This window comes from Phenylobacterium sp. Root1290 (assembly GCF_001425305.1).
Taxonomy (GTDB): Bacteria; Pseudomonadota; Alphaproteobacteria; order Caulobacterales; family Caulobacteraceae; genus Phenylobacterium.
Map to the genome: position 1 here is coordinate 1,782,323 of NZ_LMEE01000001.1, position 22,219 is coordinate 1,804,541.

A 22,219-nucleotide genomic window follows, 5' to 3' on the forward strand; every position below is an offset into this window, starting at 1 on the left:
GGTTCGTCAGGCCGCGGGAGGGCGGATCGGCGGGCTGAAGTTCAGGGTCGCGCGCGCGTCGTCGTCGGCTGGCAGCAGGCGTTGGCGGCCAGGGGCCAAGGCGCCGGTCGCGATGAGGCCCAACGCAGGCCAGGCGATGTGCCCCGCGCAATGGCTGGCGCAATGCGCGCCGGGCGCATGATGGGCGACGTCCGGGTCGCCATCGCCGGTGTGATGGGCGACGGACGTCGCGGCCGCGTCGGCGGCCGGGACAGGTTCGGCGTGGCTCGGGGCTGCAAAAAGCAGGAACGCGGCGAGCGCCAGCAGCGCGAGCATCGCGCCCGCCCGCTGCAGTCCGTCCATGAGCCCGTGCCCGACCATGGTGCAGCCTGTGCATCCTACAGCGGCTGTAGAAGCAAGTGCTATTTGCAACAGGGCCTATGTCGTTTCGGGGGCTTCCCAGCGGCCCCGTTCTCGTGCCCCTCTGTCCCCAAACTGCGAGTGACCCTGGGGGGAGTTGTATGCGCGTTGTGAGTGTTGTGACGGCCGTCGCCATGGCCGGCCTGTTGAGTTCGGCCGCTCCGGCGGCCCTGGCCCAGAGCTATCCGGCCGCGAAGGTCGCCGGCCTGAAGTCCCAGGCGGTGGCTGGGGTCGAGAGCCGCGCCAAGCTGGCCCAGCAGATGAACGACCAGATCTTCTCCTACGGTGAGCTGGCGTTCCAGGAGGTCGAGACCTCGAAGTACATCACCGATGTGCTCGAGAAGAACGGCTTCACCATCCAGCGCGGCGTCGCGGGCCTGCCGACCGGTTGGACCGCCACCTGGACGCACGGCAAGGGCGGCCCGGTCATCGTACTCGGCAGCGACATCGACGGCATTCCGAAGGCCTCGCAGAAGCCGGGCGTGCCTTGGCACGAACCGCTGGTCGAAGGCGCGCCGGGCCACGGCGAGGGCCACAACTCCGGCCAGGCCCTGAACGTGGTCGCCGCCCTGGCGGTCAAGGACTTGATGCAGAAGGAGAACATCTCCGGGACCCTGATGCTGTGGCCAGGCGTCGCCGAGGAGCTGCTGGGCGGCAAGGCCTACATGGTCCGCGATGGGGTGTTCAAAGGCGCCGACGTCGCGATCTTCACCCACGTGGGTTCGACCCTGGCGACCGCCTGGGGCGCGCCTTCGGGCACGGGCCTGGTGTCGGTCGAGTACAGCTTCCACGGCGCTTCGGCGCACTCGGCGGGCGCGCCATGGCGGGGGCGCAGCGCGCTCGACGCGGTCGAACTGATGAACATGGGCTGGAACATGCGCCGCGAGCACCTGCGGCCCGAGCAGCGCTCGCACTATGTGATCACCGATGGCGGCGACCAGCCCAACGTCGTGCCGTCCAAGGCGACCGTCTGGTACTACTTCCGCGAACAGAGCTTCGACGGCATCAAGAAGAGCTTCGAGATCGGCGACACCATCGCCGAGGCCGCCGCCAAGATGACCGACACGACCATGGAGCGGCGGGTGCTGGGTACCGCCGCGCCGCGCCACTTCAACCGCCCGCTGGCCGAGGCGGCCAAGGCCAACATCGACAAGGTCGGGCTGCCCGAGTGGACGCCCGGCGAGCAGACCTTCGCCAAGGCGGTGCAGAAGAACCTCGGCTCCAAGGAGAAGGGGCTGGCCACGGAGCTGGAGAAGATGGCCGCGCCGGTCGAGAAACCCGAGAGCGGCGGGTCCGACGACATCGGCGACATCTCGTGGACGCTGCCGACCATCACCGTCGTCTACCCGTCGAACATTCCCGACCTGCCCGGGCACCACTGGTCGAACGCCATCTCGATGGCGACGCCGATCGCGCACAAGGGCGTGGTGGCCGGCTCGAAGGTGGTGGCGATGACCATGGTGGACGTGCTCACCAAACCCGAGCTGCGCCGCCAGGCCAAGGACTACTTCGACAACGTCCAGACCAAGGACCAGAAGTACGTCCCGATGATCGGCCCAAACGACAAGCCGCCGATCGAGATCAACACCGACGTCATGGCCAAGTTCAGGCCGCAGATGCAGAAGTTCTACTATGACGCAGAGCGCTACCCGACCTATCTGGACCAGCTCGGGGTCAAGTGGCCGCCGACCGAACTGACGCCGCCGAAGGGCTTGCGCGCCGACTGACCGGTGGGATGGCCCGATACGGGCCTTGGCCACGGCTCATTTTCGCCATGAGCCGTGGCGAGCCTCCGCCCCGTAAACGGAGGACCCACATGCGCCTTACCAGCCTACTCCTCGCCGCCGCCGCGCTGGCTGGCTCCGCCCAGATGGCTTCTGCCGCCGAGGGCCGCTTCATCCACCCGGCCGACACCAGCAAGGACGACCGGATCGATAAGACCGAGTGGGTGGCCTACAAGCTGCCCGCCGCCGAGTTCGCCAAGGCGGATAAGGACAAGAACGGCCTGATCGACGGCCCCGAGTTCGTCACCTGGGACACTGCCTACAAGGCCGCTCACCAGGGCCATTAGGCCAAGGCCTGCTCCAGGTCGGCGATCAGGTCGCCGACGTCCTCGATCCCCACCGACAGGCGGATGAGGCCGTCGGCGATGCCGATCCGGGCCCGCGTCTCCGCCGGGATCGAGGCATGGGTCATGATCGCCGGATGCTCGATCAGGCTCTCCACCCCGCCGAGGCTCTCGGCGAGGGTGAACAGGCGGGTGCGTTCCAGCATCCGCACCGTCCCGGCCAGGTCGCGGTCCAGCACCGCCGAGATCATGCCGCCGAACCCGCCGCTCATCTGGCGCTTGGCGAGCTCGTGCTGCGGGTGGCTCTCCAGGCCCGGATAGATGACCTTGGCGACGTCGGGCCTGGCCTCCAGCCAGCGCGCGATCGCCATGCCGTTCTCGCAGTGGCGCTGCATGCGAAGGGCCAGGGTCTTCACGCCGCGCAGGGCCAGGAACGAGTCGAAGGGCGAGGAGACCGCGCCGACGGCGTTCTGCAGGAAGCCGACCTGATCGGCGAGGTCCTTGTTCCGCCCGACGACCAGGGCGCCGCCGACGATGTCGGAGTGGCCCGAGACGTACTTGGTGGTCGAGTGCATGACCGCGTCGAAGCCGAACTCCAGCGGCCGCTGCACGTAGGGGCTGGCGAAGGTGTTGTCCGCCGCGGTCAGCAGGCCGCGCCGCTTGCCGAGCTGCGCGATCGCTTCCAGGTCGGCCAGCCGCAGCAGCGGATTAGTCGGGGTCTCGACCCAGATCAGCTTCGTATTGGGCCGGATCGCCGCCTCGATCGCCGCCACGTCGCTCATGTCGACGAAGCTGAACTCCAGTGCCGCCGTGCGCTTGCGGACCTTGTCGAACAGCCGGAACGAGCCGCCGTAGAGGTCCTCGCTGGCGATCACGTGGTCGCCGGCGTCCAGCACCTCCAGGAAGGTCGAGATCGCCGCCAGGCCCGAGGCGAAGGCGTAGCCGCGCGTCCCGCTCTCCAGGTCGGCGATCGCCCGCTCGAAGGCGAAGCGCGTCGGGTTCTGGCTCCGCGAGTACTCGAAACCCTTGTGCTCGCCCGGGCTGGCCTGGGCGTAGGTCGAGGTCGCGTAGATCGGCGGCATCACCGCCCCGGTGGTCGGATCGACCGACTGGCCGCCGTGGATCACCCGCGTGGAGAATTCCAGGCGGTTCTTTCCGGTGGTGTCTTGGGTCACGCAGCTCGCCGCAGATAGTTGATGAGGTCGATGCGGGTGATCAGCCCGACGAATTCGCGGCCGTCGAGGACGATGGCCACCTGATGCTTCTCGAAGACCGGGAGCAGGGCGTCGAGCGGCGCGTCCGCCTGCAGCGTGTCCAACTTGGCGGTCATCGCTGTCGCCACAGGCTGCGAGAAGCGCCTGTCGGGCTTGGAGTCCTCGATGGCCTCCAGCAGATCGCTTTCGTCGATCAGGCCGATCAGCCGCCCGTCGTCGATCACCGGCAACTGGCTGACATCGGCCTGGCGCATTCGGTTGTAGGCGGTCAGCAGCGTGTCGTCCGGGCCGACCACGATCGCCCCGCCATTGGTCGCCGAGCGCACGATCAGGTCGCGCAGGTCGCCATGCAGGCTGCGCTGCGTCAGGCCCTGCTCGGCCAGCCAGCTGTCGTTGTAGACCTTGGACAGGTACTTGGCGCCAGTGTCGCAGACGAGGGTGACGACCCGCTGCGGCTCGGTCTGCTCGCGGCAATAGCGCAAGGCGCCGGCCAGCAGCGTGCCGGACGAAGAGCCGCCCAGGACCCCGGCCTTTGAAAGCAGCAACCGCGCCGCAGCGATGCTCTCGGCGTCGGGGATCGTGTAGGCGCGGGCGACCAGCGACAGGTCGCAGTTGTCGGGCACGAAGTCCTCGCCGATGCCCTCGACCACCCACGAGCCGGGCTCGATGGTCTCGCCGGTGTTGACCAGCGGCGCCAGGATCGACCCCTCCGGATCGGCCAGCACCATCTTCGTCTTCGGCGAGGCTTTGGCGAAGAAGCGGCCAAGGCCGGTCAGGGTGCCGCCGGAGCCCACCCCCACGACCATGGCGTCCACGTCGCCGCCCATCTGCTCGAAGATCTCCGGGCCGGTCGAGGTCTCGTGGGCGCGTGGATTGGCCGGGTTGGCGAACTGGTTGATGTAGATCGCGCCGGGGATGTCGGCGGCCAGGCGCTGGGCCATGTCCTGATAGTATTCGGGATGGCCCTTGCCGACGTCCGAGCGGGTGATGCGTACATCGACGCCCATGGCCCGCAGGTGCTGGATCTTCTCGCGGCTCATCTTGTCGGGGACGATCAGCAGGATCCTGTAGCCCTTCAGGACCCCGACCTGCGCCAGGCCCAGGCCCGTGTTCCCAGCGGTGGCTTCGACAATGGTCCCGCCGGGCTTGAGCGATCCGTCGGCCTCGGCCGCCTCGATCATCGAGCGGGCGATGCGGTCCTTGATCGAGCCGCCGGGGTTGGCGCTCTCCAGCTTCACGAACAAGCGGCAGGGACCGGTGTCGAAGCCGATCAACTCAAGCATGGGGGTCGCGCCGATGAGTTCGAGAGCCGACTTGGCGGGCGGCGCGAGCTTGGGCTTGTCTGCGGTCATGGACGGTTCCTGGAGGCCTTTCAGCAGAAACGCCTGGCGGTCGGTTTCCGCGCCACACCCAGGAGCATATGGGCGATTTTCCTCCTGCGCCTAGATGTCGGCGACGCGCTTCTTCGCGCCCGCCCGCCGCTTCGGCGAAAACAAACCCCCGGAAGCGGCCGCGGCTCGGCTTCGCAGCGGCCGCGACGGCGGCTACATGCGGTCCATGGCCAAGACCACGCCCGCCACGCTCGCCCTCGACAAGGCCAAGATCGCCTACGAGCTGCACACCTACGACTACGATCCCGACGCGCCGCGCGTGGGGCTGCAGGCGGCCGAGAGCCTGGGCGTGCCGCCCGACCGTGTGCTCAAAACCCTGATGGCGCTGGTCGACGGCAAGCCGGTCTGCGCGGTGCTCGCCTCCGACCAGGAAGTGGCGATGAAGAAGCTGGCCGCGGCGGTGGGCGGCAAGTCCGCGCAGATGATGAAGCCGGCCGACGCCGAGCGCATGACCGGCTACCGCGTTGGCGGGGTCAGTCCGTTCGGGCAAAAGCGCCAGGTCCCTACGGTTCTCGACGAGGCCGTGCTCGCCCACGACAAGGTTTTCGTCAATGGCGGACAGCGTGGCCTGCAGGTCCTGATCGCGCCATCTGACCTTTTGGTCGCAGTACCAGCCAAGGTAGCGGTTCTGACTTGATTGTCGTTGCGTAAAGGCGCGGATAGGGCCTTAAGTTAGCAACGATAACTTTGGTCGATTGGGGAACGCGGCCTTCCGGTCAGCGTCGGGCGGTCACAGTGTTTGCGATGGGACTGGCGTCATGACGGCTGTGAGCCTCGAGCGGCGGCGCACCTATCACGTGGGCAACGTCCGCGGACAACTTCTGGCGGCAGCGCGTGACATCCTGCAGGAAAGCGGCCGGGCCGGCCTGTCTCTGCGGGCGATCGCCGATCGGGGCGGCGTCGCGCCGGGTACGGTCTACTATCACTACGCCGACAAGGCTGCGCTGCTGGCGGGCCTCGCGGTCGACGGCTTCCGCCAGCTGTCCGAGGCCATGCGGGTCGCCTACGAGGCGCACGGGGCCGATGGCGGCCTGCGCTCCACCGGCGCGGCCTACCTGAACTTCCTGCGCGAGAAGCCCGAGCTCTACGAGCTGATGTACGAGGCCCTGGACGCCGGTCGGCGCGAGGACGTGGCCGCCGCCGAAGCCGAGGCCTTCGCGGTGTCACGCGCAGCGATCATGGCCGACTTCGCCGACCAGCATTCGCCCGAACTGGCCGGCAAGATCGCCGAGGCGATCTGGGCCTGGGGGCGCGGAATCGCCGCCGTTTCGTTGTCGCGCGGCCTTCCAGGAGAGGGACCCGAAGGCGAGACCGTCGAGTCGGCGGTGCGCGGTCTGGAAGCCCTGATCATGGGGCGCTGAGGGCGCCGTAGCGTCAGCTCGCCGCCAGGGCGAGTAGTCGCCAACTTTTTGAATAACCAGTATTTTTCGCGACCTTGGCCTTTCGGTGGCCGCATATCGCGCGGCCCTTGCGCCACAAGGCCTGACGAAAGTTCGACCCGGGTGCTTTTCCCTCTATTCGAACGCCGTTCGAGACCTCCAGCCTAACGACATTAAGCACTCACGACGGGCGACCAAACGCCCGCGTCTGGCTGGGAGGTAACACATGTTTCAACCGCTGCGTCTGCGCAGTCTCTTCATCATGGGCGCGTCTGTCGCGGCCATGTCCGCCGCCACTCAGGCCGCGGCCCAAGACGCCTTCACCATCGAGGAACTGGTCGTCACCGCTGAAAAGCGGGAGCAGAGCCTGCAAGACGTGCCGGTGGCCGTGACGGCCTACACCTCCGAGAAGCGCGACCTCATGGGCGTCGCCACGGTCGAGGATCTGGCCCGCGTCACGCCGAGCGTGGCCTACACCAACAACGACCGCCTCTCGATCCGGGGCTTCGGCCGCCTGACCAACGCGATCGGCACCGATCCGTCGGTGGCGCTGTACTCGGACGGCATCTTCTCGAACTCGATGGCCGACTCCTCGACGCCGTCGCTGTTCATCGAGCGGACGGAAATCCTGCGGGGCCCGCAGGGCACCCTCTACGGCCGCAACTCGATCGGCGGCGCGCTGAACATCATCGGCAAGCGTCCGAGCGACACCTTCCAGGGTGAAGTCCGCGGCGCGGTGGGCAACTACGGTTCGTGGCGCACCGACGCGCTGGTCACCGGCCCGATCACCGAAGGCCTGCGCTTCCTGGTCGGCGGCTCGGTCGAGCGTCGCGACGAAGGCTTCATCGAGAACATCGGCCCCGGCGGCGACACCAGCGCCCTGAAGCGCTACATCGTCGAAGCCCAGATCGAGGCGGATCTCGGCGAGAACGTCACCGCCCGCCTGCGCTATACGAAGTTCGACTGGGACGACAGCTACGGCGTGGGCAACATCCACGAAGCCGTGATCACCCCGTACGATACGCGCTCGCCGACCGGCCTTGAGAACAGCGCGCTCTACTACAACCCGACCTTCGGCTACTCGGGAGTCAATCCGTCGATCGCCGATCCCTACAAGATCAACATGGACCAGACGATGGAGGGCAAGCTCTCCGACCACAACCGTCTGCACTTCGATCTGACCTGGGACCTGGGCGGCGCGACGCTGAAGTACCTGGCCGGCTATCAGGCCTACACCTACAACACCAATGGCGACGAAGACCGCTCCTCGCGCCAGGGCCTGTTCAGCATCCCGACGGCGACGCCGTTCGGCGCCTACACCGCCACCAACGTCTCGCCGAACGAGCGCTTCTTCTACACCGAGAAGCAGAAGTGGTGGTCGAACGAGATCAACCTGTCGTCCAACTCTGACGGCCCGCTGCACTGGATCGTCGGTCTTTATCAGTACCACCAGGAATACTCGCAGCCGCAGGGCCTGCGCGTGCTCGGCGATCCCGCCATGCAGGCGCCGCTGAGCCTGGCGACCGGCCGTCCGGCCGCGCCGAACCCGAACGGCAACTACCTGTTCGTCGACGGCAGCCTGGAAGTGAACTCCTATGCCGCCTTCGGTCAGATCGACTACGAGTTCGCCGAGAACTGGACCCTGACCGCCGGCCTTCGCTACTCGGTCGACGAAAAGTCGGGCACCGACTTCGCCCGTTACGTCTCGCGTAGCCCGACGACCACCACCCTGCTGCAGCAGTTCGCGGGCATCCCGGCGGCGGTCGGCCAAGGCATCGCCCTGGACTTCACGACCTTCGTGGTCTGCGGCGGCGCGACGCTCGCTTCCTGCACCGCCCAGCCGCAGTACGCCAACCTGCGTGAAGCGCAGGGCGGCGGTCTGATCCGCGACCTGTCGGCCGACTATGACGCCTGGACCGGCACGCTCGGCGTCCAGTGGCAGCCGGACGGCGACACCAACGCCTACGCCCGCTACAGCCGCGGCTACAAGTCGGGCGGTTGGCTGGCCTCGAACGGCCTGACCCCGGTGCCGTACGCGGATCCGGAATACGTCAACAACTACGAAGTCGGTCTGAAGAAGACCTTCGGCGGCCGCTTCCAGCTGAACTCGGCGATCTTCTACGCCGACTACCAAGGCTTCCAGGCGCCGCTGCGGGTCGTGATCAGCGGCTCGACCACCGGCACCCAGTTCCTGAACCTCGACGCCCGCAACTGGGGTGTCGAACTGGAAGGCCAGTGGGCCCCGCTCGACAACCTGATGCTGTTCGCAAGCTACGCGTACATCAACGCGGAGATTACGAACGGCTGCTGCTTCGTCGACGTCAACGACCCGACCGCTGCGAAGTCGGGCGCCAATCCGATCGGCGGCACGGCGACTGCCCGCACCCAGAACCTGGAAGGCAACCGCCTGCCGATGACGCCGGAGCACAAGCTCAACCTCGGCGCCAACTACACCTTCGACTTCGACGCCGGCAGCCTGACCCTCGGCGGCACCTACACCTACACCGACGACATGCAGACGGCGGTGTTCAGCCAAGACAACTACACCGCCCCGGCGAACGAGATCGTCGACTTCCGGGCGCTGTGGAAGGACGGCCAGGACCGTTTCACGATCATCGGTTACGTGAAGAACGCCTTCGACGAGGTGGCCTTCCAAAGCTCCACCCCGACCAGCCTGACCGCGCTTGGCGACTACCGCCGGACGGTGAAGCTGAACTTCCCGCGCACCTACGGCGTGGAATTCCAATACCGCTTCTAAGAGCCCAGGCTCTCTAGCAGCTAGGCGAGGCGCCGCGGGAGATCGCGGCGCCTCTGCCGTTTCAAGACGCCGCCTTGAAAAGGCGCCGCTTTCAACGCACTAGCCAATCGCCCCGAACTCGCAGACCCTCGGTCTGCACGGGTCTTGCTGAGACGTGAGGGGTCATGCTGGTTCGGTTCATCGCCTTGTCCGCGCTCACCGCCCTGGCCGCTGGTTCGACGGGGCCGGCCGGCGGGCGCTTCGCGCCGGAGATGGAAGCCTTCGCCGCCCAGGACCGCGCCGCCCCGCCCGCGCCGTGCAAGATCGTGTTCACCGGGTCGTCCTCGATCCGGTTCTGGACGACGCTGGGCCAGGACATGGCCCCGATGCCGGTGATCAATCGCGGTTTCGGCGGCGCGCAGATCTCGGACGTAAACGCCAATTTCGACCATGTCGTGGGGCGCTACAAACCGCGTGCGGTGGTCTTCTACGCCGGGGAGAACGACCTGAACGCCGGCGAGCCGGCCGATTCCGTGGTCGAGGACTTCGGGCGGTTCATGAAGCTTAAGACCGACAAGCTCGGTGCAGCGACGCCGGTCTACTACATCTCGCTCAAGCCCTCGCGCGCCCGCGAGCACCAGATCGCCGCCCAGAACGCCGTCAACGCCAAGATCAAGGCGCAGATGCGGGGCCGCAAGGACTTCCACTATATCGACGTCGTGCCCCAGATGATGGGGCCGGACGGGCATCCCAAGGACCTGTTCGTCAGCGACGGCCTGCACATGAACGGCGCCGGCTACGGGATCTGGACCAAGGCGGTCCGCCCGGCGATGGAGCGGGAGATGAAGGCGGACCGGCCCGCGTGCCGCGTGGCGAAGTCCGCCTCCTGAGCGCCTAGAGCGACGAGCGCAGCATCCAGATGTGCTTCTCGTGCGCCGTCAGCCGGTCCGAGATCAGGCTGGCGCTGACCTCGTCGCCCGCTTGCTGGGCGGTGGGGAGAATGGCGTAGAGCGTGCTCACCAGGGTTTCCTGGCTGGCGACCAGGTCCTTGAGCATTTCCTCGGCGTTCTTCGACGGATCGCCGTCCTTGATCGAGGACAGGTTCCCGAAGGCGCCGTAGCCCTGAGGCGCGCGTTCGCCCAGCGCGCGGATACGCTCGGCGACCTCGTCGATGGCGGTCCACATCTCGGTGTACTGGGCCATGAACAGCGCGTGCAGCTGCGAAAAGTTCGGGCCGCTGACGTTCCAATGATAGCCGTGCGTCTTCAGATAGACGGCATAGGTGTCCGCGAGCAGCTTGGAGAGGCCTTCGGCGACCGCCTTGCGGTCCTTGGCGCTGGGTCCGGTGTTGGTCATCGGTGTCTTCCTGTCCTCAAGCGTCGACCGTCGCCGAACGGACGTCCGGCATGGTGGTTCCTTTGGCGCCGATCCGGGCCCAGACCCGCTCGTGCACGGCGAACGCCATGGTCTGGAAGATCGGTTCGATCATCCCGATCGCCAACGCGGCCCGCCAGTCGCGGGTGAGCGCATAGGCCACCGTGATCGCCACGATCAGGTGCATCACGCTGTAACTCAGCGTCTTCTTGGCGGTGCGCATGGGATGTGCCTTATTGCGAGTAATTCTCAATATAGCGCTCATGTTGCTTATGGGAAGATTATTTTCGATCAGAAAAACTTTGCGTCCGTCAGGGACGCTGATGGCCATTGCGCGGTTTGCGCCGGGCCGCATGGCGTGATGTTCTGCGCCCCTACAGATGGAGTGCAGCATGAGCGCGATGAACGACCTTGAGGTCGTGAACAACGAAGCCGACGGCCGCTTCGAGGTGCGGCTGGGCGACCAGATCGCCTATGCCGAGTACCGCCTGCTGGCGACGGGGATCCTGTTTCCGCACACCGAGGTGCCGCCGGCTTTCGAGGGGCAGGGCGTCGGCGGCAAGCTGGTGCGCGCGGCCATGGCCTTTGCGCGCGAACGGGGCGAAGTGGTGATACCGGTCTGTCCGTTTGTGGCGGGGTTCATCACCCGCCATCCGGAGTATCACGACCTGGTGCATCCGAATTATCGGGCTGCGCTGAAGATCTAAGTCGCCTGGGGGGGAGACGCTTGAGAACCATTACTTACCTGGCCGCGGCCGGCCTGATCCTGGCCGCCTGCGCGCCCAAGGCCGGGCCGCCCGCCGATCTCGCCAGCCTGGCCCCGGCCGATCCGCGACTGGCCCAGCTCTATGCGGACTCCTGCAAGGCCTGCCATGTGGTGACGGACGCCGGCGCGCCGCTGGTGCATGACGCCAAGGCCTGGGCGCCGCGCTGGAAGCAGGGCGAGGACGTGCTGCTCGATCACGTGGTCCAAGGCTACAAGGCGATGCCGGCGCTGGGCCAATGCGCGGCCTGCACCCCTGACGATTTCAAGGCGCTGACCCGCTTCATGGCGGGCAAGGAAGGCGAGTCGTGATCTCGCGCCGCACCGCCCTGCTCGCTGGCGGCGCCGGCGTGCTCGCCGCGGCGGGAGGCGGAGTCTATCTCGCGGCCCGCGACAAGCCCGAGCCGCCCGCCCCGCCCAGCATCGACGCCGACAAGCGCCTTCTGTGGCGCAACTGGTCTGGCAACGAGTACGCCTATCCGTCGGTGCGCAGCGCGCCGAGGTCCGAGGCCGAGGTCGCCGAGGTGCTGACATCCTCGGTCGCGCCGGTGCGGGTGGTCGGCGCTGGCCACTCGTTCACCGGACTGGTCCCCACCTCGGGCACGCTGATGACCCTCGACGCCCTGGCGGGGATCGAGCGATGGGCCGGCGACGAGGCGGTCGTGCGGGCCGGGACGCGGCTGGGAGCCCTGGGGCCTGCATTGGCCGAACGCGGCCGGGCGATGGCCAATCTGCCGGACATCAACAAGCAGTCGCTCGGCGGCTGCCTGGGCACCGCGACCCATGGGACCGGCGCGAACATCAAGGCGATCCACGGCGACGTCTCCGCACTGAGGCTGGCGACGGCCACGGGCGAACTGATCGACTGCGATGCGACGCAGAACGCCGATGTGTTCCAGGCCGCCAGGGTGTCGCTAGGGGCGCTGGGCGTCATCACCCAGGCGCAGTTGGCGACCATCCCCAACCGCCGCCTGCACCGCAAGGTGTTCGTCGAGCCGCTCGAAGAGACCATCGCCAAGGCCGAGGAGCGCTGGGCGAGGCATCGGAACTACGAGTTCTTCGCCGTGCCGTTCACTGACCTGGCGGCCAATGTCACCCACGACGAGACCGACGCCGCGGCCATGCCGCGCGGGCCGGATACCGACACGGCGTTGCTGGAAGTGCTGAAGCAGCTGCGCAACCTCACGCGGTTCTCCACGCCGCTGCGCAAGGCCGCGGCCAAGGCGCTGCTGGGTTCGGCCAAGCCCGAAGAGGCCATCGACGAGGGCTGGAAGCTGCTCTCTACCGAAAGGCCGGTGCGGTTCAACGAGATGGAGTTCCACATCCCGGTGGAGAACCATTTGACGGCGCTGAAGGAGGTGATGGCGACGATCGAGGCCAAGCGCCCCGATGTGTTCTTCCCGATCGAGGTCCGCCGCATCGCCGCCGACGACGCCTGGCTTTCGCCGTTCCAGGGCGGGCCGCGCGGTTCCATCGCCGTGCACTGCCACTACAAGGACGAGTACGATTTCCTGTTCGAGCTGATCCAGCCGATCTTCCTCAAGTACGGCGGGCGGCCGCACTGGGGAAAGCTGCACAGCCTCAAGGCGCGCGAGCTGGCCTTGCTCTATCCGAACTGGAACGACTTCCTGGCGGTGCGCGCGCGGCTCGACCCGCAGGGGCGCCTGCTCAACCCCTATCTCAAGGCGCTGTTCGGGGTCTGACCAACGGGTCCTGCCCGCTGAGCATCAGGGCATGGAAGCGCTCGCCCATCAGCCGATAGCCTTCGGTGTTGGGATGCAGGTCGTCGGGCAGCAGGTGCGCGTCGGCGGCGCCGAACAGCGTCAGGCCGTCGAGATAGCGAATCTGCCCGTCGCCGGCCGCGATCCGCGCGGCCACCACGTCCTGCAGCAGCTGGCGCATCCGCACCAGGGAAGGGCCGCCGCCGGGGCTTTCATCCTCGCGGCCCGGCGAATAGATCGGCGAGACGATCAGGATGGGCGTGGCGGGGTGCTTCTCGCGGATGATCGAGATCATCGCGTGGGCGGAGTCGAGGAACGGCCGCTCCTTGAGCTGTCCCTCGGCGTGGACGTTGATCCCCAGCTTCAGGACGATGGCGTCGGCGCGGGCGTCGCGAATGATCCGGGCGGCCTGGCCCGACAGCAGGCAAGAGCCCGCCCAGCCGAGGTTCTGGTGGTCGACGCCGGCCAGCGCCGAGGCGACGGCGGGCCAGCCGGCGCTGGCCCCCTCGGCCTCCATGCAGTGGGTGATCGAGCTGCCGTGGAACAGGATGCGCGGGCGGCCGTCGGGGGCGGGCAGGGCGTGGGCGTCATCGTCCAGGCCAAGGCCGGTGATCGAGACGGTGGCGGTCTGGGGCAGCCACAGCTCGAGGGTCTTTTCGCCTTCCGGCAGGCCCGTGAACGTCAGGTTAAAGGCCTCGTCTCCCACAATGGCGCCGTTCGCCAGGTCGATGGTCGCGCCACCCTCGGCCCAGGCGCGGCCATGGAAGGCGCCGTCGACGAACAGGTCGTAGGCTCCGCGCCGCTCGCCGCCCACCGACTGGTCCAGCAGCCGTTGAGCGCCGCTCAGGCTGATGCTGGTCGAACCGGTCCGCAGGCGAAGGCGGCAGGCCGTCGCGCAGGAGGCCACCCAGCGGTTGAAGGCGTCGTAGAAGCCGAGCTCGGCGACCGGCAGGCGCAGCGGCTGCAGCGAGCCGGGGCGTCGGCGGACGTCCACATGCCCGTCCAGCAACGGTACGATCTCGTCTGGTCCCAGCGTCTTCATGCGCATCCCCCTGTCGGCCTCAATGCTTAGGCCGGAAGGGGGCGCGGCGGCTAGTTCGGATGCACGGTCATCGGCGCGTCGGGATCGGTCGGCAGCGGCGCGGAGGACCTGGGCGTGATCGGCGGCTCGGCCGGCGCCGGGCTCAGCGGCGTCAGGACCAGCGGAGGCGGGGCGGGCGCGGGAGCCGGCACGTTCAGAACCGGGGCCGCGGCGGGGGCGGGCTCGGGCTTCGGCGCGGCGGCCTTCGGCGCCGGCGTCGCCTTCGGGACCGCCGTTTTCGGCGCGGGAATCTCGACGGCCTTCGTCACCGGGGCTTGGGCCGTAGGCGTCGGCGTCTCGATCATCGCCGGCGGCGTAATCGCCTCCTGGATGGGCGGCGCCGCCGCCGCTGGGGCCGCTGCTTCGACCTGAGGCGCGGCGGGGGCCGGCGTCTCGTCTTGGCGCATCAGCAGGAAGGCGGCCGTCGCTGCGGCGGCGACCGCCACGGCGCCGCCGGCGATCAGCGGCAGCGGCGAGCGCTTCGGGGGCGAGCGCAACGGAGCCAGGGCGAGGTCAGGCTCGACGGCTGCAACCGGCGCCGGGCGCGGCGCTTGGGGGGCGGCCGGCGCAGGAGCCGGTCGCGGGGCGGACTGCGGCGGGCCGGCGCTGCTCGAGCCGCCGGCGAGGGGCCCTTGAACGCCCCGAACGAGGGGCGCCGGAGCGACCGGCGCGCGGACCGGCGGCTGACCGATCGGCGTGACGAAAGCGGGCCGGGGGCCTTGCGCTGGCTGCTGTCCGGCGGGGGGCTGGGCCGGAGCGCGCGGAACCAGAGAGCCGCCGGCCAGGATGCCGGCTTGAGGTGCGACGCTCGGCCGGGCCGTCGGGGCCTGCACAGCCGGGCGCGGGGCGGGCGCCGGCTCAGGCGCACGCGGCGGGGCCGCCGGCTCAGCTGCTGGCTGATCGCCTGACTGGCCTGGCGTCAACGCATAGCCGAACGGCGCCGCTCCTTTGGCCCGGCCCCAGGGGCTGGATCGAATGAACGGATTGTCGTTCTGGTCGCGCTTGGACATCTGCCTCTCCCGCGCCGTTCGCGGCGCCGGGGTAATTTAGCTCGGACTTCGACGGTTGTGGGGCGAGAAACGATCAGCGCTGCGCTGTGCGGATCGGCCGCACGGCGTCGGTGGCGCATCCCGCCGGCTCCAGCATGCCGTGCTGCGCCAGGCAGTAGATGTCCTCGTAATAGGGCCCGGCAGCGGCCAGGCACTGGTAAAGGTTGAGCTTGGCGACCCGCACGCACATGCCGCTGCGCGGCTCGCTCATCAGGGCGCTGGCGCGGCCGCTCTCGCCCATGACGGTCAGCGCCGCCACGGCGAGGCCGCGGGATACGACCGGACTGGCCGCGCCGCCGCGCTTACCGCCCTGGGACAGGGTCGAATAGAGCTGCGCCTGGTCGCCGCCCGCCGGCCGATAGCCGGCGCTGGAGATCTGCTTGACCCGCGTCAGCCGCGCCTTGGCGTCCGGCACGAAGACCTTGGCCCAGGCCTGGCGCTGTATGTCGTAGGAGGCTTTCTTCACGCGCTTGCCGCTGGCGGCCAGCGCCTCGCCCTGGCGATAGAGCGCGGCGCTGGCGCGCGCCGCGCCGACGTCGGCCCCGGGCAGCGAGGCGGCCAGGTCGGGCCGGGCGGCCAGACGCGCGGCCAGGCCCTTGCCCGACCGATCCTGGGCGGCCTTGCGCACGCCGGCCACGAACTTGGGCTCCTGCAATGCGGCGAGCGCCGCATAGGCGACCATGCCGGCCTCGAGCTGCTTGGGCTCGTAGGCGGCGCCGACCCGCAGGCCCTCGCTGACCGCGGCCGGGTTCGCGAAGGTCGCGTCGATGCCGCGGGCGTTGCGCATGAAGCTTTCGAAGGCCGCCGCCTGGCTTTCCAGGCGCCGGTCGGCCTGCGCGTTCGGCGCGCCGCCCTTGCCGCCGCCCTTGAGCGCAGGCGTGGAGGCGCAGGCCGCCAGCACGACCAGCGCCGCCGTGGCGGCCAGGCCGCCTCTGAATCGCTTGTCCATAAAGGACCCCTCCCGTCAAAAAGAGGCCCACCCCGAGCCGGACTCCACGCCGGTAAGGTTGAGGAAGGGTTGCCGAGCTTGGCCGTCAGCCTGCGTCCGGACGCCGCGCCCCGCCGTTCTAGGCGGAGAGGATGTCGCCCAGGCTGGGGCCGTCCGGGTCGGCCTGAGGCGTGAACAGCAGCTTGTCGATACGGCGGTCGTCCATGTCGATCACCTCGACGCGGAAGCCCGCGATCTCGAACACGTCGCCCTCTGCCGGCAGGCGCCCGATCTCGTGCAGCACCAGGCCCGCCGCCGTGTGGAACTGGCTGGTCTCGGTGAAGTCGGCCCCCAGCGCCTTGGCCAGGTCGTCGACCTCGGCGCGGCCGTCGACCAGATAGCTGCCGTCCTCGCGCCGCAGGATGGCGTCCGGAGTCGCCGCGTCATGGCCTTCGTCGAAGTCGCCGGCGATCATTTCCAGCAGGTCGGTCGGCGTCACCACGCCTTCAAGGGCGCCGAATTCGTCGACCACCAGCGCCATGTGCAGGGGGGTCTGCTTCAGCAGTTCCAGCGCGCGCAGCAGCGAGGTCGTCTCGACCAGATAGATCGGGGTCGCCATCAGCGCCTGGATGTCCGGCTTCTTGCCGTCGAGGATGGCGTCGAGAACATCCTTCTTGTGGATCACGCCCACCGGTTCCTCGACGTCGGCGCCTTCGGTGACGACGATGCGCGAATAGGGGCACGCGCGGATGTCGGCCAGTTGCTGGTCGTGGGTGTCGGACAGCGAGATCCAGTCGATGTCGCGGCGCGGGGTCATCGCCACGCGCACCTGGCGGTCGCCAAGGCGCAGCACCTCGCCGATCATGGCCTGTTCTTCCGGCTCGATCAGGCCGGCGCTGGTCCCCTCCGCAAGGACGGTCTCGACCTCTTCGTGGGTGATCTGTTCGCCCTTTTCGTCACGGATGCCGAGCAGGCGCAGCACGCCGACGGTGGAGGCGGTGAGCAGGGTGACGAACGGGCCCATCATCTTGGCCAGCAGCGACAGCGGCCGCGCCACCAGCGCGGCGATCGTCTCCGGGAACACCATGGCGAAGCGCTTGGGCACCAGTTCGCCGACGATCAGCGACAGATAGGTGATGACCACAACGACGATCGCGGTGGAGAGCAGCTCCGAATAGTCGTGCAGGGCCGGGATGGTTTCCAGCATTTGGTCGAGCTCGGCGGCGATGGTCGCCTGGCCATAGGCGCCCGACAGAATGCCGATCAGCGTGATGCCGACCTGAACGGCGGCGAGGAAGCGGGTGGGGTTTTCCGAGAGCTTCAGGGCGGCGGCGGCGCCCTTGTCGCCGCGATCGGCGCGGGCCTGCAGTTTGGCGCGTCGGGAGGAAACGACCGCCAGTTCGGACATGGCGAAAAGGCCGTTCAGCACCAGCAGGAGGAGCACGACGGCCGAGGCGAAGAGGATCATTAAAGGTTGGGTCCAGGCGAGGCCCTCTGGGGGCCCCTCCGTCACCCTAGCTTGAATAGGCCCACCGCGCGACGTTCCCGCCGCGGGATGACGCGTCTGTGTCGGCCGGTGGCACGTTTGAGGTCAGACACGAAAAAGGGCCGCCCCTGCGGGCGGCCCTTCTGTCGTTCGAAGACTTGCTTGCGCTCTTAGAAGATCTCGAAGAGGCCGGCCGCGCCCTACCGAAATCGCCGAAGCGATTTCGGCGACTCCTTGATGATGGGCGCGGCTTTCCGTCCTCTTAGAAGATCTCGAAGAGGCCGGCCGCGCCCATGCCGCCGCCGACGCACATGGTGACGACGCCGTACTTGGCGCCGCGACGCTTGCCTTCATGCATGATGTGGCCGGTCGCGCGGGCGCCGGTCATGCCGTAGGGGTGGCCGATCGAGATGGCGCCGCCCGAGACGTTGTACTTCGCCGGGTCGATGCCCAGCTTGTCGCGGCAGTACAGGACCTGCGAGGCGAAGGCCTCGTTCAGTTCCCACATGTCGATGTCGTCGATGGTCAGGCCGTTGCGGGCCAGTAGCTTCGGGATCGCGAAGACCGGGCCGATGCCCATTTCTTCCGGGCCGCAGCCGGCGACGGCCATGCCGCGATAGGCGCCGAGCGGGGTCAGGCCGCGCTTTTCGGCTTCCTTGCGTTCCATCAGCACCACGGCGGCGGCGCCGTCAGACAGCTGCGAGGCGTTGCCGGCGGTGACGAACTTGCCTTCCTTGACGAAGATGCCGCCCTTGAAGACCGGGGCGAGCTTCTGCAGGTCGGCCAGGGTCGTCTGGGGACGGTTGCCCTCGTCCTGGGTCAGGGTGACTTCCTTCTCGGAGAACTCACCGGTTTCCTTGTTCTGCACCATCATGATCGAGGTCAGCGGCGCGAGTTCGGCGTTGAACACGCCGGCGGCCTGGGCCGCGGCGGTGCGCTGCTGCGATTGCAGGGCGTACTCGTCCTGGGCTTCGCGGCTGATGCCGTAGCGGTCGGCCACGATCTCGGCGGTCTCGATCATCGAGGTGTGGATTTCCGGCACGTGCTCGTTGAGCCACTTATCGCTGGTGCGATAGCGGTTCATCTTGTCGTTCTGCACCAGGCTGATGGACTCCAGCCCGCCGCCGACCGCGACCGTCGCGCCGTCGTTGATGATGTACTTGGCGGCGGTGGCGATGCCCATCAGGCCCGAGGAGCACTGGCGATCCAGCGTCATGCCCGAGACGGTGTTCGGCAGGCCGGCGCGCAGGGCGGCCTGGCGGGCGATGTTGTTGCCGGTCGAGCCCTGTTGCAGGGCCGCGCCCATGACCACGTCGTCGATTTCGCCCGGATCGACGCCAGCGCGTTCGACCGCGGCGCGGATCACGTGGCCGCCGAGCTCGGCGCCCGAGGTGTTGTTGAACGCGCCGCGATAGGCCTTGCCGATCGGGGTGCGGGCTGTGGAGACGATGACGGCTTCACGCATTGGAGTGCATCCTAACGAGTTGGGAGGGTAGTCCTGCTCACCCCCGGCGCGGACGCCGGGGGCGGTCTTTGGTCTGCGTCGCCTTAGAGGTCGGCGAACTTCTTGTTTTCAGCGACAAGCTTTTCCAGGAGCGCGGCCGGCTTGAACTGGTCGCCCATGGTGGCTTGGAATTCCTTCATCTTGGCCAGCACCTTGGCGGGACCGACCTGGTCGCCGTAGTGCATCGGGCCGCCGCGATAGACCGGCCAGCCGTAGCCGTTCTGCCAGACCACATCGACGTCGGAGGCGCGGATCGCCTTGCCTTCTTCGAGGATCTTCACGCCCTCGTTGATCATCGGGAAGATGCAGCGTTCGAGGATTTCCTCGTCGCTGATCTTGCGCGGGTTGGCGCCCGACTTGACGATGAAGTCGTTGATGACCTTCTCGGTGAACGGGCTCGGCTTGGCGACGCGGTTCTCGTCGTAGTCGTAGTAGCCGGCGCCGGTCTTCTGACCGCGGCGGTCGGCTTCGCACAGCACGTCGCGGATGCTCTCGCCCTTCGACTTCTCCTTGACCCAGCCGATGTCGAGGCCGGCCAGGTCGCTCATCGCGAAGGGACCCATCGGGAAGCCGAAGTCGTACAGCACGCGGTCGATGTCCCAGGGCATCGCCCCTTCCATCACCAGCTTCTGGGCCTCGCGCTGGCGCGCGCCCAGGATGCGGTTGCCGACGAAGCCGGGGCAGACGCCGACCAGCACGGCGACCTTGCCGATCTGCTTGGCCAGCTTCATCGAGGTGGCGATCACCTCGTTGGAGGTGTGATCGGCGCGGACGATCTCCAGCAGCTTCATCACGTTGGCCGGCGAGAAGAAGTGCAGGCCGATGACGCTTTCCGGACGCTTGGTGACCGAGGCGATCTCGTCGATGTCCAGGCCCGAGGTGTTGGTGGCCAGGATCGCGCCGGGCTTACAGATGGCGTCGAGCTTGGTGAAGATGTCCTTCTTGATGTCCATGCGCTCGAACACCGCCTCGATCACCAGATCGACGTCGGCGAAGGAGTCTTCCATCGACAGCGAGCCGGTGATCAGGCCCACGCGCTGCTCGACCTGCTCGGCGGTGATCCCGCCGCGCGAGGCGGTGCGCTCGTAGTTCTTGCGGATGGTGGCCAGGCCGCGGTCCAGCGGTTCCTGCTTCTGCTCGACGATCACAACCGGGATGCCGGCGTTGGCGAAGTTCATGGCGATGCCGCCGCCCATGGTGCCGGCGCCGATGATGCCGACCTTCTTGATCGGGATCAGGGCGGTGTCGTCCGGCACGTCCGGGATCTTCTGGGCGGTGCGCTCGGCGAAGAAGGAGTAGCGCTGGGCGGCCGACTGCGGGCCGCTCATCAGCTCCAGGAACAGCTTGCGTTCGGTGGCCAGGCCCTCTTCGAACGGCTGGTTCACCGCCGCCTCGATGGTCTGGATGTTGTATTCCGGGGCCAGGAAGCCGCGGAACTTGCGGGCGTTGGCCTTGCGGAAGTCGGCGAAGATCTCGGGCTTGCCGCGGGCCGCCTCGACCTTTTCGTTCTGGTCGCGGATCTTGCGCAGCGGACGGCCTTCGGCGACCACCTTCTTGGCGAAGGCGATGGCGCCTTCCTTCAGCTTGCCTTCGTCGACCAGTTCATCGACCAGGCCGCCGGCCAGGGCTTCCTTGGCGCCGACGTGACGACCGCTGGTCATCATTTCCAGGGCGCGTTCGGGACCGACCACGCGCGGCAGGCGCTGGGTGCCGCCGGCGCCCGGCAGCAGGCCGAGGGCGACTTCCGGAAGGCCGAGCTTGGCCGAGGGAACGGCGACGCGGTAGTGCGCGCAGAGCGCCACCTCCAGGCCGCCGCCGAGGCACGTGCCGTGGATCGCGGCGACCACCGGCTTGGGCGAGTCTTCGATCTGGGCCTGAACTTCCGGCAGGCCGGGGCCGGCCATGGCGCCGCCGAACTCGGTGATGTCGGCGCCGGCGATGAAGGTGCGGCCCTCGCAGATCAGCACGATCGACTTGGCGGCGTCGTTGGCGTTCGCAGCCTTGAAGGCTTCGAACAGTCCCTCGCGGACCTTGGCCGACAGGGCGTTGACCGGCGGAGAGTTGAGCGTGATCACCGCGACGTCGCCGTCGAGCGTGAGGTCGGTCACCGAATTGATCTCGGCCATGTGCGCATCCTCGATTGCTTGGAAAGGGACGGCTCGTGGGCTGGCCGTCCTCGGATTCAAACGGTTGTTTACAGGCCCCGCCGAACGCGCGCGAGTCAAAAATCCGTAGGGTTTTCGAGCGTCAAACCTGGGCTTATCACCCCTACAAGACATCACCATAGGGGAAGCAAGGCATGGCTCTGGGACTGTTTTCGCTGGAGGGCCGCGTCGCCCTCGTCACCGGCGGCTCGCGCGGCATCGGCAAGATGATCGCCAAGGGCTTCCTCGATGCTGGCGCGGCCCGCGTCTACATCTCCTCGCGCAAGCCGGCGGCCTGCGACGAGACCGCCGCCGAACTCGGCGAGCGCTGCATCTCGCTGCCGCAGGACGTCTCGACGGTGGAGGGGTGCCAGACCCTGGCCAAGCGCCTGACCGACCTCGAGCCCAAGCTCGACATCCTGGTCAACAACGCCGGCGCCGCCTGGGGCGCGCCCTTCGCCGAGTTCCCCGAGAGCGGCTGGGACAAGGTCGTCGACCTGAACCTGAAGTCGCCGTTCTTCCTGACCCAGGCGCTGCACGGCGCCCTGAAGGCCGCGGCCAGCGCCGACCAGCCGGCCAAGGTCATCAACATCTGCTCGATCGACGGCATTCGCCTGAACCCGCAGGAGACCTACTCCTACCACGCGTCCAAGTCGGGCCTGATCTATCTGACCCGCCGGATCGCGGCGGAGTTGATCAAGGACCAGATCAACGTCACCGGCATCGCGCCGGGGGCCTTCGCCTCGGAGATGAACCGGGTGGCCCGCGACCAGGGCGACGAGATCGCCAAGCGCATCCCCTCGCGCCGCATCGGTCGCGACGAGGACATGGCCGCGGCGGCGATCTACCTGGCCAGCCGCGCGGGCGACTATGTCGTGGGCGAAACCATCGCCGTGGACGGCGGCGTGGCGCTGGCGACCACGGGCGGTCTGTAAACTTCCCACAGACGGCCACGCTTTCGACGGTTTTGCGTTATGAGCT

At 68.1% G+C, this 22,219-nt stretch carries 21 protein-coding genes; 10 read left to right on the top strand and 11 right to left on the bottom strand.

Features of this window, described 5'->3' with window-relative positions:
* Positions 1-6 precede the first annotated feature (6 nt).
* Entirely contained in the window at positions 7-342 is a 336-nt protein-coding gene (locus ASC79_RS08700) for a hypothetical protein (protein WP_056023502.1), read from the bottom strand.
* Between the two features lie 158 nt (positions 343-500).
* Between ASC79_RS08700 and ASC79_RS08705 the strand changes: the two genes are divergently transcribed.
* Together ASC79_RS08705 and ASC79_RS08710 are read left to right on the top strand one after the other, a co-directional pair.
* Positions 501-2,126, top strand: a complete 1,626-nt coding sequence (locus ASC79_RS08705) for an amidohydrolase (RefSeq protein WP_082531988.1) — start codon at positions 501-503, stop codon at positions 2,124-2,126.
* A gap of 89 nt (positions 2,127-2,215) precedes the next feature.
* Positions 2,216-2,470, top strand: a complete 255-nt coding sequence (locus ASC79_RS08710) for a hypothetical protein (RefSeq protein WP_056023496.1) — start codon at positions 2,216-2,218, stop codon at positions 2,468-2,470.
* Here the strand turns inward: ASC79_RS08710 and ASC79_RS08715 are convergent.
* Positions 2,467-3,642: a cystathionine gamma-synthase gene (locus ASC79_RS08715; RefSeq protein ID WP_056023493.1), complete on the bottom strand. Its 1,176-nt coding sequence runs from the start codon at positions 3,640-3,642 to the stop codon at positions 2,467-2,469. The two genes, ASC79_RS08710 and ASC79_RS08715, sit on opposite strands and share 4 nt — an antisense overlap.
* Positions 3,639-5,033, bottom strand: coding sequence for a cystathionine beta-synthase (locus tag ASC79_RS08720; protein WP_056023490.1), 1,395 nt, complete (start codon positions 5,031-5,033; stop codon positions 3,639-3,641). Before ASC79_RS08720 ends, ASC79_RS08715 begins: the two co-directional genes overlap by 4 nt.
* Before the next feature lie 205 nt (positions 5,034-5,238).
* Here ASC79_RS08720 and ybaK point away from each other — a divergent pair, with 205 nt between their 5' ends.
* The 4 genes from ybaK to ASC79_RS08740 all read left to right on the top strand — a co-directional run bounded on the left by ybaK (position 5,239) and on the right by ASC79_RS08740 (position 10,078).
* The gene (ybaK, locus tag ASC79_RS08725) at positions 5,239-5,709 is read left to right on the top strand and encodes a Cys-tRNA(Pro) deacylase (protein ID WP_056023746.1); all 471 of its coding nucleotides are present in this window, start codon (positions 5,239-5,241) and stop codon (positions 5,707-5,709) included.
* 121 nt (positions 5,710-5,830) lie between these two features.
* Positions 5,831-6,433, top strand: a complete 603-nt coding sequence (locus ASC79_RS08730; protein WP_056023487.1) for a TetR/AcrR family transcriptional regulator — start codon at positions 5,831-5,833, stop codon at positions 6,431-6,433.
* 244 nt (positions 6,434-6,677) lie between these two features.
* Positions 6,678-9,209, top strand: a complete 2,532-nt coding sequence (locus ASC79_RS08735) for a TonB-dependent receptor (RefSeq protein WP_056023484.1) — start codon at positions 6,678-6,680, stop codon at positions 9,207-9,209.
* A 164-nt stretch (positions 9,210-9,373) separates the two neighbouring features.
* Entirely contained in the window at positions 9,374-10,078 is a 705-nt protein-coding gene (locus ASC79_RS08740; protein ID WP_056023481.1) for a GDSL-type esterase/lipase family protein, read from the top strand.
* A 4-nt stretch (positions 10,079-10,082) separates the two neighbouring features.
* Here ASC79_RS08740 and ASC79_RS08745 read toward each other — a convergent pair whose 3' ends face one another.
* Positions 10,083-10,544 carry a Dps family protein gene (locus ASC79_RS08745; RefSeq protein WP_056023478.1) on the bottom strand — a complete coding sequence of 154 codons (462 nt, stop codon included), beginning with the start codon at positions 10,542-10,544 and terminating at the stop codon, positions 10,083-10,085.
* A 16-nt stretch (positions 10,545-10,560) separates the two neighbouring features.
* Complete coding sequence (locus ASC79_RS08750; protein WP_056023475.1) at positions 10,561-10,785, bottom strand: DUF2061 domain-containing protein; 225 nt, start codon at positions 10,783-10,785, stop codon at positions 10,561-10,563.
* Positions 10,786-10,954: 169 nt separating this feature from the next.
* Here ASC79_RS08750 and ASC79_RS08755 point away from each other — a divergent pair, with 169 nt between their 5' ends.
* From ASC79_RS08755 to ASC79_RS08765, 3 genes are read left to right on the top strand one after another with little or no spacing between them, the layout of a single operon-like run.
* Positions 10,955-11,269: a GNAT family N-acetyltransferase gene (locus ASC79_RS08755; protein WP_056023472.1), complete on the top strand. Its 315-nt coding sequence runs from the start codon at positions 10,955-10,957 to the stop codon at positions 11,267-11,269.
* 20 nt (positions 11,270-11,289) lie between these two features.
* Positions 11,290-11,637: a cytochrome c5 family protein gene (locus ASC79_RS08760; RefSeq protein ID WP_056023469.1), complete on the top strand. Its 348-nt coding sequence runs from the start codon at positions 11,290-11,292 to the stop codon at positions 11,635-11,637.
* On the top strand, positions 11,634-13,028 hold the full coding sequence (locus ASC79_RS08765; protein ID WP_056023466.1) for a D-arabinono-1,4-lactone oxidase: 1,395 nt from the start codon (positions 11,634-11,636) through the stop codon (positions 13,026-13,028). The genes ASC79_RS08760 and ASC79_RS08765 overlap by 4 nt, the downstream gene beginning before the upstream one ends.
* Here the strand turns inward: ASC79_RS08765 and ASC79_RS08770 are convergent.
* The 6 genes from ASC79_RS08770 to ASC79_RS08795 all read right to left on the bottom strand — a co-directional run bounded on the left by ASC79_RS08770 (position 13,006) and on the right by ASC79_RS08795 (position 21,220).
* Positions 13,006-14,088, bottom strand: coding sequence for a GDSL-type esterase/lipase family protein (locus ASC79_RS08770; RefSeq protein ID WP_156378408.1), 1,083 nt, complete (start codon positions 14,086-14,088; stop codon positions 13,006-13,008). The two genes, ASC79_RS08765 and ASC79_RS08770, sit on opposite strands and share 23 nt — an antisense overlap.
* Before the next feature lie 50 nt (positions 14,089-14,138).
* Positions 14,139-15,137 (bottom strand): hypothetical protein, encoded by a 999-nt coding sequence (locus ASC79_RS21040; protein WP_156378407.1) that lies wholly within the window; start codon positions 15,135-15,137, stop codon positions 14,139-14,141.
* Between the two features lie 73 nt (positions 15,138-15,210).
* Complete coding sequence (locus ASC79_RS08780; protein ID WP_056023457.1) at positions 15,211-16,125, bottom strand: hypothetical protein; 915 nt, start codon at positions 16,123-16,125, stop codon at positions 15,211-15,213.
* Positions 16,126-16,243: 118 nt separating this feature from the next.
* Positions 16,244-17,572 carry a hemolysin family protein gene (locus tag ASC79_RS08785; protein ID WP_200937096.1) on the bottom strand — a complete coding sequence of 443 codons (1,329 nt, stop codon included), beginning with the start codon at positions 17,570-17,572 and terminating at the stop codon, positions 16,244-16,246.
* A 280-nt stretch (positions 17,573-17,852) separates the two neighbouring features.
* Complete coding sequence (locus ASC79_RS08790) at positions 17,853-19,055, bottom strand: acetyl-CoA C-acyltransferase (RefSeq protein WP_056023454.1); 1,203 nt, start codon at positions 19,053-19,055, stop codon at positions 17,853-17,855.
* 83 nt (positions 19,056-19,138) lie between these two features.
* Positions 19,139-21,220 (bottom strand): 3-hydroxyacyl-CoA dehydrogenase NAD-binding domain-containing protein, encoded by a 2,082-nt coding sequence (locus ASC79_RS08795; RefSeq protein ID WP_056023451.1) that lies wholly within the window; start codon positions 21,218-21,220, stop codon positions 19,139-19,141.
* A 173-nt stretch (positions 21,221-21,393) separates the two neighbouring features.
* Between ASC79_RS08795 and ASC79_RS08800 the strand changes: the two genes are divergently transcribed.
* Positions 21,394-22,173 (top strand): SDR family oxidoreductase, encoded by a 780-nt coding sequence (locus ASC79_RS08800; RefSeq protein ID WP_056023448.1) that lies wholly within the window; start codon positions 21,394-21,396, stop codon positions 22,171-22,173.
* The last annotated feature ends 46 nt before the right edge of the window (positions 22,174-22,219 follow it).